Below are 19,312 nucleotides of genomic sequence, written 5' to 3'. Positions count from 1 at the left end.
GGACGTTCCAGCACCAGGGGGAGGAAGCATGCGCCTTCGTATTGCGTTTCTGGCCTGGCTGCTGTTGCAAACTGCGGCCTTCGCCCAGCGCGGAGGCGCCCAGGCCAACTATCCTTTCGCCACCATCCGCCACGCTTGCGGTCCCACCGACGGCCCCGCGCTCCAAATCACGCTTACCAAGGTGCCGAATCCGGGGAAGAACTCCGCCCGGCTCTTCATCACGCTGTACGGGGACTTACCGCAAGCTCCGTTGACCCAGCCGCGTCACTTCGACCTGGGACCGCGGGCGGCGGGCGACGCGGTGCGCTGCCCGAAGCCCAACGCTTGTGAGACTGCGGAGCGAGGTAGCCTGGTGCTCGAACGCCTCGACGGCAACGGCGCTCAGGGCAGCTATGGACTCCACTTCAAGGACGGTTCCCAGGAGCGCGGCCGCTTCAAAGCGGCGTGGAAGGAGATTCGCGAAGCCTGCGGCTGAAACCTGCCTGCTGCCGCCCGGCTCCTGCCTCACTGCACGATCTCATTTGCCTCCGCCTCCCACATGGCCTCGAACGCCTGTTGGAAGGCGCGCACCTGGGCAGGATCGTTGGTGAAATGGGCGTTGTTGTCCTGGCGTTTCAGCCCGGCAGCGGACCAGTTGGCGCTGCCGTCGCGCAAGAGCGCGCCGTCCACCAGGTAGGATTTCAGGTGCATAAGGTTGCGGCGGCCGCTGGCCTTGACGCGGATCTGGATGTTCGCCTGCCCGCGCAGCAGGTCGGTGGTCGAGGCATCGCGGTAACGCGCCGCGTTTTCCTGTTCCTGCTGGTACTGCGAGCGGTCACGATACAGCCGGATGCGCACCCCGCGCTCTGCCAGTCCGGCCAGCGTTTCCGCGATGTACTTGTCGGTAAAGGCGTACATGGCGATATCCAGGCTCTGCCGGGCGCTTTGCAGTCGGTCCAGGTCCAGCCGCTCCAGGTTCTCGCCGGGCGAGAAATGATTCTCACTCAGGACCTGTCCGGGCCGCGCCTCATCCAGCGGCCGCGCCTGCCGCTCCAACCGGAGTTGGTGATAGCTGTACGCGCCCAGGGCCAGAATCGCCAGCACCGCTACGACGGAACTCGACTTTCTGCTCGCCATTCCGACCCTCTGCCGCCTCCTTGGTGAAACCTTCGTGTCCTCGGTGGTCAGCTTTTCTCCGGAAACTCGAAACTAGAGACTGGAAACTACCGGAAGTGTTCCCACCCCTTCGGCTTCAGCGCTTTGCGCCGTCCCTGGCCATCGGCCAGCCATATCTTCCCTCCGGAGACAACCTCCCCGATGCGCGTCACCGGAACGCCCGCGATTCTCTTCGGCACCGGCCGGCGGGAGGTGAACAGCAGTTCGTAATCGTCGCCGCCATGCAAAGCGAAGTCCAGACCAGCCCTGACCTCAGGCCGCGGAATGCTCTCTGCCGCCACCACCGCCCCGATCCCGCTCTCCCGGCACAGGTGCTCCAGGTCGGTCGAGAGCCCGTCGCTCACATCGATCATGGCCGTGGCCAGCCGCCACTGCCTCAACACCAGGCCGATCTCAAGCCGTGGCGAAGGGAAGAAATGTGCCGCGGCCGCTTTCGAGCGCGGTTTCCCGTGGAAGCTGCCGCGGCGAAGCTGGTCCAGCACAGCCGCCGCCCGGCCCAGTTCCCCGGTCACATAGAGGGAGTCGCCCGGGCGCGCTCTCGACCGCAGAATCGCCCGTCCTCTTGGCACCTGTCCGACCAGCACGATGTCGCAAACCACCCCGCGAGGCGACTCAGACGTATCCCCGCCGGCCAGCCTTACGCCGAACCGGCGTGCCAGGCGAAGCAGGCCCTCCAGGAAGCGGTCCACCCAGGACTGTGGCAGCTTCGGCGGTAGGCCGAGGGATAGGAAGGCCCCGACCGGCTCGCCACCCATGGCGGCTATGTCGCTCAATCCTCGCGTCAGACAGCGGTGCCCCACCGACTCCGGCGGATGCCAGTCCCGCCGGAAGTGCACGCCCTCCACCGAAAGGTCGGTCGTGACCAGGGTTTCAAAGCCGGACGGGATCCGCAACCGCGCGCAGTCGTCCCCAATGCCCTGGAGGATTCCGGCGCCACGCCCGCGCAGGCTGCTGCGACGGCGAATGCGCTCGATCAGGAATTTTTCTGTGAGCGGCAAGCGCCCATTATAAGTAAGAGGTAACCTCGGCAGCATGTCTCGGAATGGCCACCCGGCCGGCCTGCCGCTGGCCGACCGTCCACTGGTACTAACTCCCCTAAGGTCTTGGGTCTAGGGAAGTTTTCTGCACTTCGTTGTTGACACCGATTGGCCGCCTTGTTAGCCTTGCCCCGCCGTTCCCAAAGCCCAGGAACGGCCAACGTTTGGTCCAAAGACGGAAGCCCACCGAACCTGCTCGTGGAGCTTCCAGGAGACGCGGAAGCGCCGCCGGCGGAAGTGAAGGGCGGTCCCTCCGCAATCCTCGAAGACGAGTCCTTAACGGGAGAAGTACCTTTTGCGGAAGCGTTTATACATCCTGCTGGTAACCCGCGACTCGGACGGCGAACTGAAGAAGATTCCTATTCCCCTTCATTATCTCTACGTGTTCCTGGCCGGTGCCCTTATCGGCATGTTCACCGTCACCGGAATGGCCGGTTCCTACACCCGCATGGTGATGAAGGTGGCGCGCTTCAACCAGTTGCGGACCGAGAAGCAGGCGCTCGAAAGCCGCTACGAAAAGCTGGAGCGCGTGGCCCAGGAGAAGGAGTTGCAGGTAGCCTCCTTGGGTTCCCTGGCCAGCGAGGTTTCAGTGCTTTACGGACTGAAGACCGACCCTGTGCTCACCGAGCCTTCCGGGCCCGAGTTCACCGATGAGCAGTTCGCCACCTCGCTCGACCGCCTCTACCAGCTCAAGACTTCAGCCATGAGTGGCGCCACCTCTCTGGCCATCGGCTTCAATTTCGGTCCGCGGGGCGGAGCCACGGTTGCAGACTGGCTTCAGCTCGCCGCCGCGCCGCACCTTTGGCCGGTGGAGGGCCGTGTGACCGGCTCTTTCGGCGAGCGTCGCGACCCGTTCAATGGCGAGGGAGCCTTCCACAGCGGCGTCGACATCTCTTCCTGCTACGGATGCCCGGTAGTGGCGCCGGCTGCCGGCATCGTGCTGTTCGCCGACACCATGGCCGGGTACGGCCGCATGGTGGTGCTGATGCACGGCAACAACATCTCCACCCGCTTCGGGCACATGTCGGGCTTCGCCGTCATTCCCGGGCAAAGCGTGCGCCGCGGCGATGTCATTGGCTACGTTGGGCTCAGTGGCCGCTCTACCGGTCCCCACGTGCATTACGAGGTCCGCATCCTCGACGCCCCGGTCAATCCTTACAAGTACCTGCGCACCACCCTTGCCCACTCCTCGGTCGGCACTGGGGACTCGGGCTCGTAGCTGCCGCTCACGGTTTAGACTCTTTCGCCGCTCCCAGCGGTCAGAATGCCAGTGTCAGACCCGCCGTAGCGATCAGCGTTGCTGCCCACACCACGTCCAGGTTGAACCACGCCTTGCGCAAGAGGCCGACGCCCAGCTTCTCGAACACCACGGCTGCGGCCAGGGCCGTGACCACCAGGTAGCCTGCGCCGTGCACCAGCGTCACCATCAGTCCGGTCATCACGCCGGAGTTCGCCGCCTGCATGGCGTGATGCGCATGTCCGCCGGCTTGGTGCGCCGCGATCCCCAGGAACAGCGGCAGCACCATCAGCCCGGCGCCGTGGGCGGTGGCCATGAGGAACGACCATACGGTCAGGTCCTTCATGTCCACCTTCATGCCCACCCAGCGCGGATGCCGATGACGGAACAGCCGGTAGATGCCCAGCGTGAGCAACACGCCTGCCACCATCCAGCGTAGGACCTCCAGCGGCAGCATGCGTCCCAGCGCGGCGGCCACCAGCAGGGCGGCCACGATGGCCAGCCCGTGCCCCACGCCCAGCGGGAGCATGGCTCGCCACACCGCGCGGCGGCGCTTTTCCTGCATGCCCAGCGCCACCGCGAACAGCCACCCCATGCCCGGGTTCACTCCGTGGAACGCGCCCAGCAGCAGCAGCCCCGTCCACGTCATGGTCACACCGTCCGTCATCATCCACCTCACGAGAAGCAGTAGGAATCGGAGGAAGCGTCGCCGCCCTCCAGGTGCACCTGGTGCGGGCGCAGGTCGGTTTCCAGCAGGAACCGCTTGTCCAGTTCCATGCCGCCCTGCTTGCCCACGTCCAGCTTCACCATCCAGCCGCGGATGCCGTCGGGATAGAACTGCTCGTCCCAGCTGGCATACAGCGAGTTGGTCAGGTAGACACGCTTGCCGTCCCGGCTCAACTCCACCATCTGCGGTCCGCCGTTCAGCGCCTTCTTGGGCTGCGCGGGATGCGCTGCGCGCTTCACGATGCCGCCGATCCGCACCGAGCCGGTCTTCACCGGATTGAAGGGATCCGAGACGTCGTACTGCAACAGCTCCCCGGTGCCCCAGCAGGAGACGTAAAGGAAGCGGTCGTCGAGCGACAGGTTGATGTCGGTCACCAGCGGCGGCACGGCGCCGAATCCCTTCAGCAGTGGGGGCAGATCCTCGGCGGCGGCCGGCTCAGCGGGGATCTCGATCACCTTGCGGATCTTCCACTGCCCGTTGCCGTTCGACCCTTCGCGGTACCACAGCCAGACCGAAGCCGAAAGGTCCTTGAGCGAGGTCACGACGCCCACGAATCCGTAGGTTTCGGTCGGGTCGTGCGCCGGACGCAGCTCCAGCACCATCTGCTGCTCGGCGCCCAGGTCGAGCACCTGCTGGTGGGTGCGGCGACGCAGGTCCCACACGTGCAGAGCGTGGCCGTATTTCCCGCCCATCAGCAGCTCGGGAATCACGCCATTCTCCACCATGTCGGGCGTGCCCCACTCGCTGGTGATCATGGTGTCGTGTCCCAGGTGCCACCAAAAGTCGTACGCCAGGTGCTGCGGGCCGCGATCCTTCTCCCATCGTCCTTTGATGTCGAAGTTTTCGGCGTCCAGCATGAAGATGCCGCCCGGCCCCTTGCCCTCCGCCGACCCCAGCGCGTTCATGTAGATGCCGTCGGGACCGCAGTGCGAGGTGTGCGCGCGGCTGTAGCCGGTCTTCTTCAAGACCTCTTCCGGCTCGATCACTTTTGCCAGCTTCGGGTTCTTGGGGTCGGGCTTGGTGTCCACAATGTGGATGCGCGACGAGCGCAGGCCCGGCACCACCAGGTAGCGCCGCTCCATGTGCGGATGCGGCGAAGACGGGCACAAGCAGGAGCTGCACGCGTTCCAACCGAAGTGATGCAGCTCGTCGCCCGCGTTGGGCATGTCCAGCTGGCTGAGAATCTGCCCGTAGCTCTTGGATTCGGGATCCAGGTCTACTACCGCTAGCGCGTCCGGGCGCTTGCGTGCCGGATCCATCTGGGCCAGGTAGCCCAACTTCTCCGGCACTGCTTCCATCGCCATCTTGGGCGAGGGATAAAAGGTCTGGTCAGGTTTCCAGTTCATGAATGTCTCCTCCTCAGTTCCTGGTTTCGGTTAGGGCGTCCTCGAGTGCGTTTTCGAAGGCAGCCTGAACGTTTCCCCTGCTCTCGGCCGTGGTGGGGTCGATGATGTTGCGCACCTCCGAGATCCGGTTGGCCGGAAATCCGCCGCGCTGGGCATGCTCCCGGATGGCTTCGGCGTCCGGGGCGATATAGATGCAATACAGCTTGTGGTCGGTCACGTAGCTCGTCACCCACTGGATGCTTCGTCCCAGTTGGTCGATGACCTCGCAGGAATGCTGGGAGATTGACTGGAGTTCGGCGCTCGAAAGCTCGCCCACCCCTTTGATTTCCCGTTCGATGACGTATTTCGGCACGGCCTTGCTCCTCCTCGGCTTCTTCAGTTTCGGTTTCGCCCTCGCTATCCGCCGGACTACAATGTCCCGGTCAGCGTGAGCACGAACCACGCGACCGATTAGGCCCCAGGTTGGCCTGTGGCGTCCTTTAGCTGGCGTGTAACTTTCCTGAGTTTTTTCTGGAATGGGCTAACTGTTGGCGCACCAATCGGTTGCGGAGCTTCTGTCGATATCTGACCATCCCCGGGTGAGCAGATCCGCGAGCCCTGAGTGCTGTGGGGTGAATCTGAAATGACCGGCATGTCCAGCCGGATCTACGAGTTCGGGCCCTTCCGCCTCGATATCCGCGAGCGCCAGCTTCTGCGGGGCGCCGACCCCATCCCTCTGCGCGCCAAGGTTTTTGACACTCTGGCCGTATTGGTTCAGAACCAGGGTCGCCTGCTCTCTAAGGACGAGCTCATGCAAGCCGTCTGGCCTGACGCGGTGGTGGAAGAGAACAACCTGAACCACAACATCTCCGTGCTGCGGAAGGCGTTGGGCGAGAAGGCGACCGGCCAGGTGTATGTCGAAACCGTGCCGCGGATCGGCTATCGCTTCGTGGCGGAGGTTCGACCGGCGACCGCCGCGCCGCAAACAGTTCCGTCTTTCGCGCCCCCGGCACGGCCTCGTTTGCAGGCGGCGCCACCCGTATTCCTCGAGCGCGATCTCGAACTCCGCCAGCTTCATCAGTGGCTGGACGAGGCTCTTTCGGGTTCGCGTCGAGTCGTTTGCATCGCCGGGGATGCCGGCCTCGGCAAGACCACGCTCGTGGACGCTTTCCTCGAACAGGCTGCGGAGAAGAAGAGCCCTTGGATCGCCTACGGCCAGTGCCTCGATCACCATGGCGAAGGCGAGCCGTATATGCCGGTGCTGGAGGCGCTGGGGCGGCTGTGCCGCGGTCCCGAGGCTGCGCAAGTGGTCGCTCTGCTCGAGCGCCACGCTCCCAACTGGCTGCTGCAGATGCCCTGGTTGGTGGGCGCGGGAGAGGCCGAAGCCCTGCAGAAGCGATCAGTCGGCGCCAACCGCGAGCGCATGTTGCGCCAGGGAGTGGAAGTCCTGGAAGCCCTTGCCGCCGTCCGGCCCCTGGTGCTGGTGTTCGAGGATCTTCACTGGGCCGATTACTCTTCGCTGGACCTGCTGCTCCGCCTCGCACGGCGCCCCGAACCGGCGCCCCTCATGCTGATCGCCACCTTCCGCCCGGCGGAGGCGGCCGCCGCCGATCACCCTCTGCACGCGGCGGTGGAGGATATGAAGGCTCGTGGTTTCTGTCGAACCCTGGCTCCGGCCATGCTCACCGAAGCGGCTGTCGCGCAGTACCTGGGTGCCCGCCTCCCCGGCTCCAGCCTTCCTCAAGGATTGGCGCATCTCCTGCATCAGCGTACCGAGGGGAATCCTCTGTTCGTGGGCACCCTGCTGGATTTCTGGGTCGCCCAGGGAGCGGTGGTGGAGTCAGACGGCGGATGGCGTCTGAAGACCAGCTTGGACGAGCTCGCTTCCGGCGTGCCGGAAAGCTTGCGCCAACTCATCGAGCAGCAGCTGGCGGCGCTCGAGCCCGGGGACCGCGAGGTCCTTGCTGCCGCCAGCGTTTCCGGCATGTCCTTCTCGGCCGCCGCCGTCTCCGCCGCGCTTGAACTGCCTGCCGAAGTAGCCGAGGCCCGGTGTGCGGCTCTGGCCCGCCGCGGCGCTTTCTTGCGCTCTGCCGGCGTCGAGGAATGGCAGGACGGCACGGTGGCCGCCGCCTTCACCTTCCGCCACAGCCTGTATCAGGCAACGTTGTATCAGCGCGTTCCCGCCGGCCGCCGCGTTCGCCTGCACCAGTTGATCGGTGAACGTATGGAAGCGGCTCTCGGCTCACGCGCCCACGAGCGGGCCGCGGAACTCGCTGAGCATTTCACCGAAGGGCGCGATGCGCGGCGCGCCATGCACTATCACCAGGTCGCGGCGGAGAACGCTTTCAGTCGCAGTGCGTTCCGCGAAGCCATCGCCCACTTGCAGGAAGCGCTCGCGATGGTGCGCCGTCTCCCCGACCTGCCAGAACGCCGCCGCGCGGAACTCGAGGTGCTGGCCGCCTTGGGACCTGCTTTGGCTTTCACGCGTGGCTGGGGTGACCGCGAAGCGGAATCGGTCCTTCGCCGCGCCCATGAACTTGGCATGGAGGAGGACATTCCGGGGTGCTACCCGGCTGTCTTTTGGCTGGCGGGCATGTTCGAACTGCGCGGGCAATACCGCCAGTCCCAGGCTTTGCTCGAACAACACGTTGCCCGGCAGCCTTCCGGCGAGCGGCACACACCCACCGAATCCCATGAGCTGCTGGCCTGTTCGTTTTACCACCAGGGAGTCTTCGAAGCCGCGCTGGAGCACGCAGATCACGGTGTCTCCCTGGGCGATCCCTATTCCTCTATTCCCGCAGCCATCAGTGAGAGCACGACCGTGGCCTGCCACGACTGGGCGGCTCTTGCGCTCTGGTTCTTGGGCTATTCCGACCAGGCATTGCAGCGCGCTGAAAAAGCGCTCCTCCTCGCGGCCGATCCTGCTTTTCTGTTCAGCCTGACCCACGCTCGTGCCCAGGCGGCGCACTTGCGCCAATTGCGCCGTGAGCCGTCTCTAGCTAAAGAGTGGGCTGACGCCGCGGTCTCCCTCGCCTCCGAGTATGGCTTTCCTTATCCTTTGGGCCTCGCTACCGTGGTGCGCGGATGGGCGCGCGCCATGCTGGGAAGCGGTGAAGAGGGTCTCGCGGAAATCCATCGCGGCATGGAAATCTGCCGCGCTGCCGGAGTGGAGTTGGACCGCCCCTACTTCCTCGGCCTGTTGGCCGAGGCTGCCATGCAAGCCGGCAGGTTCAAGACGGCGGCGCAGGCTCTCGCAGAGGGCCGGGCTCTGGCGGAGGCGGCGCGCAGCTTCTTCTATGAGGCCGAGCTCGTACGCTTGCAGGGCGAGTTGGCGCTGGCCTCAGGCATGCCGGGAGAGCCGGAGGCGCGCTTCCGCCAGGCGCTGGAAGTGGCGCGCCGGCAGGGCTCTCGCGCGCTCGAGCTGCGTGCGGCCACCAGCCTCGCCCGTCTGCTCCGCAATTCCGAGGCGAATGCTTCGCTGGCCGAGGTGTTGGGCTGGTTCAAGGAAGGCTTCGATACGCCGGACCTGCGCGCCGCTCGCGAATTGCTGGACGAGCGCGTTCCGGCTGCAGTGTCTCCGGTTCGCGAGCGTCCCACGACCTGAAGGAACATGCCCGCCGCTTATCAGTTCGGTCCTTTTCGTCTCGACGTTCCCGAGCGCCAGCTTCTGCGCGGCGCCGACTCCATTCCCCTGCGCGCCAAGGTGTTCGACACCCTCGCTCTGCTGGTGGAGAATCACGGCCGCTTGCTCACCAAGGACGAGCTCATCAAGGCCGTCTGGCCCGATTCCGTCGTGGAAGAGAACAACCTGAACCACAACATCTCCGTGCTGCGCAAAGCCTTGGGAGAAGGAGCCACCGGCCAGGCCTATATCGAGACCGTTCCCCGCGTGGGTTATCGCTTCGTGGCCGAAGTAGAAGAGGTGGCCGACGAGCGGACCCCCGCCCCGGCGGCGCCCTCGGCGGTTCCGCTCCCGGTTCGCCAGGAAATCCGTTTTTGCACCGCGCCCGATGGCGTGCGCATCGCCTATTCCACCGTGGGCTCGGGAGCGCCGCTGGTGAAGGCGGCCAACTGGCTCAACCATCTCGAGTTCGAATGGCAAAGCCCCATCTGGAGTCACTGGATCAGCGAACTCGTCCGCCATCACACCGTCGTCCGCTATGACGAGCGCGGCAACGGACTCTCCGATTGGAGCGCCGAAGACCTTTCCTTCGAATCCTGGGTGCGCGACCTGGAAACGGTGGTGAACGCAGCCGGCCTGGAACGCTTTGCCCTGTTAGGCATTTCCCAGGGAGGCGCTGTGGCCTGTGCCTACGCCGCCCGTCATCCCGGAAAGGTCAGCCACCTGGTTCTCTATGGCGCCTTCGCCCGTGGCTGGATGCACCGCGGCTCTCCGGAGGAGATTGAGCGCCGCGACGCCATGATGACCCTGACGCGCCTCGGCTGGGGCACGGACAATCTCGCTTTCCGCCAGCTTTGGACCGCCCACTTCATGCCCGAGGCCACTCCTGAACAGGCGCAATGGTTCAGCGACCTGCAGCGCGTCACAGCTTCTCCGGAGAACGCCGTCCGCCTGATGACCGAAGCCGGCCACATTCAGGTCGTGGACCTCCTGCCGCAGGTCCGCGTGCCCGCCATCGTCCTACACTGCGAGCACGAGAATGCCGTACCCTTCGCCGAAGGACGCTTGCTCGCGGCTTCCATCCCCGGCGCCCGCCTCGTCCCTCTGCCCGGACGCAACCATCTCGTCCTGCCTGCTGAGCCTGCCTGGCCCCTCTTCCTCCAAGAACTCGGCGCGTTTTTGGGCTGGGAAACTGAATCCTGAGAGCGACTGGGTTCGTCGCGCTTTCTGAGGACTGAGGACTGGGGACTGAGGACTGAGGACTGAGGACCGAGGACTGAGGACTGAGACCTGAGGACTGAGAACTGGTTTACTTCCCCGCCGGCTTCTCCTCCACTGCCGGCGCCGGCGGAGCTGCCGGTTCGCCCAGGGCTTTCTTCAGCAGAGCCTGTGAGAGCGACGCGGTCACGACGGCGCGTTGCTGCTCCTGCCGCACCTCGACGCTCTGGATCAGCGCCTGCAAATCGGGATCGGCGACTTGCGCCCCCCACAGGTTGCGGTAGAGCGTCAGCAGGTTGGTGAGCTGGTCGCTCACTTGCCGGGCTTCGACCTCGCTTCCCGCATGCGCTTCCACCCGCAACTGCACATCGCCCAGCAGGAAGCGCAGCGATCCCACCCAGGCGACGCCTGCCGGCAGCGTCAATTCGAGCGGCCCGCCCAGCGCCACCGGTTGCTTCCCCTCGCTCCAGCGGGCCATCGCCCACACCAGGCTCCCGCGCGGCACTCTAGGGTAGTACTCGCGCACCAGCGCCGGCCCCGCGTACGGGGCCGCTCTCGCCTTATAGTGGTCGATGATGTCGCGGATGGGCTGCCCGCTCTCCGCATTCGACACCGCCACCGTGTCCACGCCCAGGATGGCGGCCCGCACCGTGCGTTCCTCGCTGGGGATCAGCAGGATCTCGAGGTCGCGATACTTCTCCGAGGCCACCGCCAGCTTCTTCAGGTAGGCGGCCAGCTTCGCCGAATCGTAGCGCCCGACGAACACGTGCGAGAAGCGAGTCTCCCCTTCTGCTTCCGCCGCCACGGCTTCCTCTGGACGCGTGCCTCTTCCGCGGGCGCCTTTGTTGTCGCCCGTCGTCGCCCCGGTCCGCGCTGGGGGCGCCGCGGGCGCGTGCACCGCTATCGACATCTCGTCCAGGTCGCGCTCGAAGCGGATTCCCGTCGCCTGCACGAAGGTCTTGTACTCTTCTTCCGGGACCGACTCCGAGAACCCTTCCATCGCCCCCAACCGCCGCATCAGGCGAAAGTTCACATGCACCACCGCCTCCGCATCCGGCAGCAGTTGCACGGATTCTGGCGGCGCCTTCTTCCGCATCACCACTACCGCCGCCAGCGCTGCCACCACCAGCAGCACCGCCAGCGCGATGATCAGCCTACGCCGCCGGCGCATGGTGGCTTCCTGTTCTTAGGTGAGGGTCGGAGGATGAAGGATTACAGGCCAAAGAGAGCGGCGCTCCACGGACCGGGCGTCCGCGGAGCCCATCTTAACACTTGCACCGACGAGAGACCGCAGGGCTGCCTCGCGGCCTACCCGCGGCCAGAACTCTTATTGCTGCAGCGCGATGTCCATCGAGAAGGTCATGTCGTACAGACCCAGGTCGGTTGCTGCATCGCCGAAGGGGATACTCACGCACGCGTTCGTTCCCGTCATCGTCCAAGCCCCTGTGTTCACGGTAATGGCGCGGGCTCGGCGGAGCAGTTGGTGGTAGCACCGGTAGCGTTAGCAAATCCTCTGGTGACGGCAAACTGGCCGTCGCATGTGACCTGGTCGGGATTGTTTCCGCTCACCGTTGTGGCGGTGCGAAACCAGGCCAGCGACTGGTCCCCGATGCGGATACCGTGCCCGGTGTTCCCCGTAATGCTGGAGTTCTCCAGGCGTCCCACCGAACCGGTTTCCAACCGCAGCCCGTCCAGCCCGTTTCCACTGACCGTGGAGGAGCTGATCCGGACGGTCGAGTTGACCGCTGCCCGAATCCCATTGCCGACATTGTTGTGAATCACGGGAGAGATGAGGCTTGACCCCAGGCCGGCGTTGAGGAAGCTGTGCTCCTCGACCACAATCCCGGACGCGCCGTTGTTTTCGATGACCCCGCCCAAGAGGGTCAGTTCGGAGGCGCCGATAACCAACACGCCCCGCCCAGGGTTGTTTCTGATGGTCCCGCCGTTGAGGGTGGCCTTGCTCCGGTCGGTCACGAAGAATCCCACCGAGGTGGCATCCTCCACGGTAACGTTGGTTAGGAAGCAGGTGGAATCAATGCCGCATACGAGCGCGAGGCTGCCGGTAGCGGTCACGGTGAAGTCTCTTATCGTGAAACCTGGCGAATCGATGGCTTGGAGGCTTCCATGGATGGTTGCGGCGGGGTTCCCGGCCATGGTGAGCCGTTGGAAACTGACCACGACCACGTCTTCGTTACACGTTCCTGAGACCTGCAGAGTGTTGGGCACTGCCGGATTGAGCAATGCCAGCGCTGCATTGATGGAGTTCTTTTTCGGATCGTCGCAGTTGACGCTGGTTACGCCTGCCACGGCAGGCTGGACAGACAGCAGAGAAGAAAAGAGCAGCAGCAGTGCAAAGCGAGAGCGTGGTTTTTTCATGGCTATTTTCCTCTTCCATCTCCGTTTATTCAGTTTCCGGGACGATGCGTACCGTGTCCTGGCCGACCACGTGTTCTCCTGCCGAGGTTTGGGCCCGCAAAATCGCGGTTTCGCTGATGTCGCAGCCGTCCATCAGGAAATCGATGGTGGGAATGTGGCAGACCATATCCGTGTCACCGTCGCTGTCCACGTCCTCCAGATGGCACATGCTTTGGCCCTTCTTTCCCACTACCTTGGCCTTAACCCCATTGAGTTCCACGGTGCTGGGATCCACGGTCGTGGCATCGAATTCCTCCGTGGAGAGGATGGCGAGAGGTATGACCCCGCGGCTGTTGCAGCCGATGTTGTTGGGGAAGCTGCCCGGCTTGATGTCGATGAGAACCGCAGTCTCTACCGTTACGACCACAGTGGCCTTGAAGTCGAGGGCCACAGCGCTGCTGAAGTTGTGCAAATCGACATAGAGATAGTTCAAGCCCGGCAGGAAGCAGCTGGTTTGGGTGGTCGAGAATTGTTCCGCAGGGTCCTGAAAGTTGGCGACAACCTCAGCGAACGTCTGTTGTCCAACGTTACAGGCGTTGAGCAGGATGGTGGCTACGTTGTCGGCGTGCACGTCGATGGTGAAGCTGGGGTTGGAGTAGTCCACCGGCAGGGTGAAAGGGATGCGGTATCGCACCGAGTCGCCGAATGGACCCGAGCTCAGGAAACTGCAGCTCCAATTAATGTAGTTGGTACCGGCGATCGGTCCTGAATAGTTTGGATGCTTGTTGACGATGCAGGCATGGCCGGGCCAGGTAACGCCGTCGTCCAGTGAGTACTCCACTGCCGGGTCGCCGGAACCTATACTGCCGTTGCCGCTCATCAGGGTGATGGTTTGTGTGGTTTGGGCCGCGCCAGATGAAACCAGCGCCAGTTGGGCCAGTACCAGCAGGATACAGAATCGCCTTGAATTCATGGGAGTGTTCCTTCTCTTTCCGGGCCAATCGGCCCTGTGAATTTCCGACACGGCGCGGCACTTACCCACCCAGGCCACCTACTGCTGCAGCGCGATTTCCATCGACGGTCATGTAGTACAAGCCCAGGCCACCGGCATTGCCGCCCTGAGCCTCTGCCTGTCCCCTAAGGAGCCGGAACCAGCGTGACCTGCAATCCAACGTCTTCCAGGTAGGTGGTGGACCAGGTTCTGTTCAGGCTGTCCTGCGACTTCCGGAAACAGCCGTTCTTACCGCTGATTTCCCAGCGGGCACAGGTCGCTCTAGCCCCGGTGCCGGCTTCGGCGGTGCATACCACCTTCGCGGGTTCCGCGCGCACGTCGTTGCATCGCCACACTTCAAGCACGTGCTCGGGCCTCGAATAGATGAACCTGCGGCTGAAGCCTCCGCTGTCGGCTGTCAAGTGGGCATAGAGGTGGGCATAGCGCTCGCCCTGCGACATCCTCATGCTCCGGATGTCGAGTGCGGTCTCACCCGACGTCGTCCAGTCGCCGATGATATTTCCGTCGGTATCCCGGGTGATATTTCCGTCTGCATCCCGCGGCGGAAAGAACTCCGAGCCGCTCTGCAGGAAGGCAACCTCTGGGCCGTTGATGTTGTCGCAGCTCGCGCCGCAGGCGCTCAGGTCAATGTTGATCACACGCCCGTTTGGATTCAGCTTTCCCAGGTCCAGGCGGAAGCGTCCGGCGCCGGGCTTGCCCAGCGTTACCTGGCCATCCACTCCGTGAAGGTAGGAGGCCGAGCGGCTGTCGCTGGTGATCTCGTTCCCGGCGTTGAGGAAAGTGGCCAGCAGGTACAGTGGTCCCGTGCTACCACCGCCTCCCTTCTTCTGGAAGGCAGAGGCCGTGAGCCCGAATCCCGCCACCAACGTCAACAGCAGCAGGAGCGCGCCTAAACGCTTTGGAACGACGCCGAATCCCATCGCCGTTACTTCCCATCTTTGCCGACCATCAGCTAACCTCGTGGTCTTGTTCATGACCGATTTCCTCCTTGTCCCGTGTTTGCTTTTTCTCGAACGCCAAAGAAAAGGCCGCCGGTCGGGCAGTGCCCGCGCCGACGGCCTCTGAGTGCTTCAGTCAGCCGAAGCGAAATCCGGTTTCGTTTACGAGGTAAACCTGACTTTCTTCTTGGTTACCTCCGCCAGGACTGGCAACCCGTCCTGGATCTTCAAGTTCTCAATTTCTCCATGCTGCAGTTCTTCGCAAAACCTCAGGAAGTTGCGCCAGGGAGCGCGCAGGCCGTTGCTTGCGGAAATGCTGGCGTCCCCAGCGCTGAGTCTCGTTCTTGTAATTGGGTCTTTCATCACGGTTACGGTTTGCGCCCGGCCCTGCCTCTCCCTAGGGAGCCGGAACCAGGGTCACCTGGAATTCAACGCCCTCTACGAATTCGGTCGTCCAGGTTTTGCCCTCGGATTTTCGGAAACAGCCTTTCCGACCGCTCACTTCCCAGCCGACACAGGTCCCATTGCCATCTTCGGCCGTGCAAACCACCTTCGCGGGTTCGGCCCGCATGTCGTTGCAACGCCAGGCCTCATGAATGTGCTCGGGCCGCGAAAAGTTGAATCGCCGCCCAGCCCTTCCGTCGCTGGCCAAATTTGCATACACATGCGCATACCGCACCCCGTCTGCGATTTTCATGGTCCGCAGGTTCAGCGCGATATCCCCTGACGTAGTCCAGCCGATGATGTTTCCGTTCTCATCCCACTGAGCGGGAATGAACTCCGAACCGCTCTGCAGGAAACCAACCAGTGGTCCGTCCATGTAGTCGCAGGGGGCGCCACACGCGCTCAGATCAATGTTGATCTGCCGCAGGTTGGAATTGAACGTCCCCAGGTCCAGCCGGAAGCGTCCCACGTCAGCCTTGCCCAGTGTCACCTGACCATCCACACCGTGCTTGTAGGGGGAGCTGTTGTCGCTGGTGATCTCGTCGGTGATCTGGTTGGTATCGGGATCCCGAGCGTCCCGGAAGGTGGCCACCAGGGCCAGTGACGAATCACCACCCCCCGCCTTCTTTGCGCCCAGCTCGCCCTTGGCGACCACGCTGAACAGTTCCGTGCCCTTGCCGGTGCGGCCATCGGAGTTGCGCACCTTGACGTCGAACTTGGATATGGTGGCCCCTTCGGCAACGTCAATGTTGGCAACCAGTTGGCTGGGGCTGACGAAAGTCGTGGTGTTCACCGTTACGCCCCCGCTATCGATTTCGTTGCCGGTCACCAGGAAGGTGGCCACCGCCCCGTTTTTGAAACCCTTACCCTTGATGCTGACATTAAGGTTGACCGTGCCCTGCTCGGCCGCCGGAGGATTGGCGGAGCTGACTTGGATGGTCTGGGCCGCGGCAGGCATGAGGCTGCCGGCCGTCGCAACCACGCAGAACAGAAGAATCGGTAAAGCTAGGAGACCGCCCACCTTGTCCACGCCACCCATGGTGTTTCCCTCCGCCCGGTGGCCGCAGGGAGCGGCCAGCGGGTCTCTGAAGCAGGACCTTGCTGCACTTACACGGACGCGCCGTCGGTTTTTCCGGGGAAAGAGTTCGTCATTCTATGCTCCCCACCAGCACAAACGGGGCCCAATAGTACGGGTGCCGGTAGCGGGTTCCGGTGCGCATCTCGCGTTGGCTGGAGGCCAGCGCAGTGGCCTTGTCCTCGTGCTCCATCTGGCGGTAGAAGCTGCGCATCAGATTGGAGGTTGAACGGTCGTTGACCTCCCACAGCGTGGCCAGGACTGAGGGACTGCCCGCAAACAGGAAGGCACGGGTCAGGCCCACAAAATCGTCCCCCGCCGGCACTTCCGCAAAATAGCCCGTGCCCAGGGCGGTTTCGCAGGCGCTCAGAGTTACCAGATCGGCCTTCAGCCGCATGCCCAGAATCTCGTGCACCTCCAGGCGTCCATCGTCCTCGCCGCTGGCTTCCAGTTCCACGCCCGAGAGCAGAGGCGCGAACTTGTTGAAGTGTCCGTGGGTCGCAAGGTGCAGCACTTCGTACTCGGCGGCGTGCCTCTTGAAGGCGGACTCGGTGGCGCGCGTGCCGGTCACCACCAGGCTCCCGTCGGGAAAGAACCGGGCGATGTCCCGCGCCTCCTGCCGGGCATAGCGCAGCCGGGCGATGGCCGGCGCCAGGGAAAGCAGGCGGCGTCCGTTCGCTGCCCGGCTACGCGCGAACGTCAGCGCCGAAGCCGAGGGCAGGTAGGCCAGCTTGTAGTCTTCCATTAGGAAGCGCGGCTTTTCTTCGGTGCCGCCCGGCAAGGCCGCAAACGGAAGGTAGTGCAGGATGCGGTGCGGCACCAGGTAGAGGCGGTTCACTCCTTCCAGCCACCCGGCGTCCTCCAACGGCTGGATGAGGCTCTGCCGAAGACTGGCCGCCGGCCTTTCCCAGTCGCGCGACTGCGTGCGCTGAATGAGTTCCCGCAACAGTTCCACCTTGGCGCGCAGATCCGCGCCCCCAAGTGGCACAGTGGTCGCTCTCAGGCCGGTCCGGGTTACCACGAAAATGGCCACCGCTTCGTCGGAAGTCACGTATTCGATCAAAGCGGTCGCCGGCGGGAGCGATCGCTGGATCTCATCCCTGGAAGGCAGGGCCAGCGCGCGGGCCGCGGCCGAGTCCGGGTGGCGGCTGCGCAGGTCGTCCAGCAGCTCCTGATAGGCGCGTTCGGCTGCGGCCAGTTCGCTGGAGAACAACTCCAGGGCCTGGGAACGTTGTTGCGGCGCCGCCTGAAGCTGTTCTTTTTCCAGGGCCCGCTGCAATTGCCGGATGCGCTCGCGCAACTCCGCTTCCTCGTTTTCTCTCCCCGTGCCCGCGGCCAGGGTGGGCCCGCGGTACATCAGGTCGAGGTAACTCTGGGAGCGCAGGCGCTCCGAATAGGAAAACGCGTCATCCAGCCGGTTCAGCTTGAGCAGCAGGCGGACCAGGGTGAGATACACCTGGTACTTGTCTTCGATATAGCCCGCCCGGAAGCGCTCCTCGCGCAACCTTCCCCTCACGGATTCGATGACCGTCACCGCCTTCTTCAGGGCGGCAACCGCCTCCTCGTCTTGCCCGGTGGCTTCCAGCGACAGTCCGCGGCCATAAGCGGCCCGCCAGCTCAGTTCAGGATCGCCCAGCGCCTCCGCCATTTCGGCGGCGGAAGCGTAGTGGGCCAGCGCCTCCTGCCACTGCTCCCGCCGTCGCTCGACTTCCCCCAGAGCCAGTCGTGCCTCTGCCTCGAACGGACGCGCCCCGCTCCCGCGCGCGGTTTCAAGGGCTCGCCGGCCTTCCGCCAGCGCTTCCTCCAGCCGGCCCTGCGTGCGAAGCGTGAGCGCCAGTTGCACCGAGCTGCGCGCCTCCGCCTCCCGGTCGCCGGCGTCTCGCGCCTGCGTCAGCGCCTCGCCGAAGAGGGCGGCGGCCTGCTCATAACGGGAGCGGCGAAACTCCAGTTGTCCCAGCGCGATCAGGTTGTGGGTGACGCCGCGCGTGTGCTTCAGCTCGCGTGCCACCGCGATCGCCTTGCGGAACTGGTTTTCGCTCGATCCCAGGTCGCCCAGGAGCAACTGCAGCGATCCCAGGTCCTGGAGCGCCTCGACCAGTTCCCGCTTCAGGCCGGCGTGCTCGTAGGCATCGAGCGCCGCCCGGTACTCTTCCAGCGCCTGGGTGTATTGGCCGGTGCGCACCAGCGCCGAGCCCTTTCCCTTACGCCAATCCGCCTCTTCTTTGGTAAGCCCTGCCTCCCGAGCCAGTACGAGAGCCCGGTCGAAGGCGTGCAGGGCCTCCTTCACCTGCCCCAGCCCAACGTGGCAGAGCGCGATGTTTCCCAGGTCCTGGCTTGCCGAAGGCTTCAGATTCAGCCGCTCGCTGATGGCCAGGGCCTGCTGGTAGTAGCGCATCGCCTCGCGGTATTGGCCCAACAGCAGGTAAACTCCGCCGATGTTGCCCAGCGTGTCGCTCTCCCCGCGGGCGAAGTCCGTCCCGCGATACAGTTCCAGGACGCGCTGATACTGTTCGAGCGACTTCCGGTAGTTTCCCAGCTCGTCGTACACCAGGCTGAGGTTGTTGAGCGCGGAACCCTCGAGCTGCTTGCTTCCAGCCTCGCGCGCGATGGCGATGCTGCCCGTCAGTTGTTCGATGGCGCGCGGGTAGTCGCCCATCTCCCAGTACACCAGCCCAAGATGACTCAGCGTCTTGCCTTCTTCCAAGCGGTCGCCCAGTTCCCGCTTCATCGCCAACGCGCGGTTCAAGTAGTCCAGCGCCTTCGGGAAGTCGCCGAACCGCTTGTGACAGTTGCCGATCAGGCCGAGGACGATCGCTTCTCCCAGGCGATTGCCTTCCTGGCGATAGAGTTCGAGCGCGCGCTCGAATTCGGGCAGCGCCGCTCGCGGCCCCTGCTCGCTGTAGAGCTGTCGGGCCCGCTCCGTAACCTGGTCGGTAGTCCCGGTTGTCGGACCGCCCTGGGCCAGGACCGTGGTGCAGGTCAGCAGCAGCGCAAACAGCACGAGGGAGAGGCCTCGCGTCATGAGCTGTTGGTCAAGACCAACGCTGCCTTGCCTTCGGGTTGAGAGCCTTCGCATGTCCAGCTCACTTCCCGGTACCGCTGAGTGCCAGCGTGGGTGAGCAACGCTACCGCAGTACGAAACCAGCGTGGTAGCGCTGACCGTCGGG

15 protein-coding genes are annotated in these 19,312 nt (G+C 64.3%); 4 read left to right on the top strand and 11 right to left on the bottom strand.

Translation table 11 applies throughout. The features are described 5' to 3' along the window. The coding region (locus VLE48_02745; GenBank protein HSA91902.1) for a hypothetical protein at positions 1-475 on the top strand (475 nt) is incomplete at its 5' end. 29 nt (positions 476-504) lie between these two features. On the opposite strand, the gene VLE48_02740 is transcribed toward VLE48_02745, so the two are convergent. Continuing rightward, the gene (locus VLE48_02740) at positions 505-1,116 is read right to left on the bottom strand and encodes a phospholipase D-like domain-containing protein (GenBank protein HSA91901.1); all 612 of its coding nucleotides are present in this window, start codon (positions 1,114-1,116) and stop codon (positions 505-507) included. Between the two features lie 86 nt (positions 1,117-1,202). Then, a complete protein-coding gene (thiL, locus tag VLE48_02735) occupies positions 1,203-2,153 on the bottom strand; it encodes a thiamine-phosphate kinase (protein HSA91900.1) in 951 nt (316 codons plus the stop codon). Positions 2,154-2,487: 334 nt separating this feature from the next. Between thiL and VLE48_02730 the strand changes: the two genes are divergently transcribed. Next, positions 2,488-3,411, top strand: a complete 924-nt coding sequence (locus VLE48_02730) for a M23 family metallopeptidase (protein HSA91899.1) — start codon at positions 2,488-2,490, stop codon at positions 3,409-3,411. Between the two features lie 40 nt (positions 3,412-3,451). Here VLE48_02730 and VLE48_02725 read toward each other — a convergent pair whose 3' ends face one another. The 3 genes from VLE48_02725 to VLE48_02715 are packed head-to-tail and all read right to left on the bottom strand — an operon-like array spanning position 3,452 to position 5,854. Continuing rightward, positions 3,452-4,099 (bottom strand): hypothetical protein, encoded by a 648-nt coding sequence (locus VLE48_02725; GenBank protein HSA91898.1) that lies wholly within the window; start codon positions 4,097-4,099, stop codon positions 3,452-3,454. 5 nt (positions 4,100-4,104) lie between these two features. After that, complete coding sequence (locus tag VLE48_02720; protein ID HSA91897.1) at positions 4,105-5,502, bottom strand: selenium-binding family protein; 1,398 nt, start codon at positions 5,500-5,502, stop codon at positions 4,105-4,107. A 13-nt stretch (positions 5,503-5,515) separates the two neighbouring features. After that, positions 5,516-5,854, bottom strand: coding sequence for a DUF4242 domain-containing protein (locus VLE48_02715; protein ID HSA91896.1), 339 nt, complete (start codon positions 5,852-5,854; stop codon positions 5,516-5,518). 270 nt (positions 5,855-6,124) lie between these two features. Between VLE48_02715 and VLE48_02710 the strand changes: the two genes are divergently transcribed. Then, a complete protein-coding gene (locus VLE48_02710; protein ID HSA91895.1) occupies positions 6,125-9,085 on the top strand; it encodes an AAA family ATPase in 2,961 nt (986 codons plus the stop codon). 6 nt (positions 9,086-9,091) lie between these two features. Next, the gene (locus tag VLE48_02705; protein HSA91894.1) at positions 9,092-10,306 is read left to right on the top strand and encodes an alpha/beta fold hydrolase; all 1,215 of its coding nucleotides are present in this window, start codon (positions 9,092-9,094) and stop codon (positions 10,304-10,306) included. A 106-nt stretch (positions 10,307-10,412) separates the two neighbouring features. Here VLE48_02705 and VLE48_02700 read toward each other — a convergent pair whose 3' ends face one another. The 6 genes from VLE48_02700 to VLE48_02675 all read right to left on the bottom strand — a co-directional run bounded on the left by VLE48_02700 (position 10,413) and on the right by VLE48_02675 (position 19,167). Further along, entirely contained in the window at positions 10,413-11,492 is a 1,080-nt protein-coding gene (locus VLE48_02700) for a hypothetical protein (protein ID HSA91893.1), read from the bottom strand. Positions 11,493-11,770: 278 nt separating this feature from the next. Further along, a complete protein-coding gene (locus VLE48_02695) occupies positions 11,771-12,697 on the bottom strand; it encodes a right-handed parallel beta-helix repeat-containing protein (protein HSA91892.1) in 927 nt (308 codons plus the stop codon). Positions 12,698-12,722: 25 nt separating this feature from the next. Beyond that, the gene (locus VLE48_02690) at positions 12,723-13,649 is read right to left on the bottom strand and encodes a hypothetical protein (GenBank protein ID HSA91891.1); all 927 of its coding nucleotides are present in this window, start codon (positions 13,647-13,649) and stop codon (positions 12,723-12,725) included. Between the two features lie 164 nt (positions 13,650-13,813). Then, the gene (locus VLE48_02685) at positions 13,814-14,662 is read right to left on the bottom strand and encodes a hypothetical protein (protein ID HSA91890.1); all 849 of its coding nucleotides are present in this window, start codon (positions 14,660-14,662) and stop codon (positions 13,814-13,816) included. 361 nt (positions 14,663-15,023) lie between these two features. Beyond that, a complete protein-coding gene (locus VLE48_02680) occupies positions 15,024-16,028 on the bottom strand; it encodes a hypothetical protein (protein HSA91889.1) in 1,005 nt (334 codons plus the stop codon). A 190-nt stretch (positions 16,029-16,218) separates the two neighbouring features. Beyond that, positions 16,219-19,167 (bottom strand): CHAT domain-containing protein, encoded by a 2,949-nt coding sequence (locus VLE48_02675; protein ID HSA91888.1) that lies wholly within the window; start codon positions 19,165-19,167, stop codon positions 16,219-16,221. Positions 19,168-19,312: the final 145 nt, after the last annotated feature.

This window comes from Terriglobales bacterium (assembly GCA_035454605.1).
GTDB lineage: Bacteria > Acidobacteriota > Terriglobia > Terriglobales > Acidobacteriaceae > DATMAB01.
This window is presented reverse-complemented; position numbering and strand designations above follow the sequence as displayed.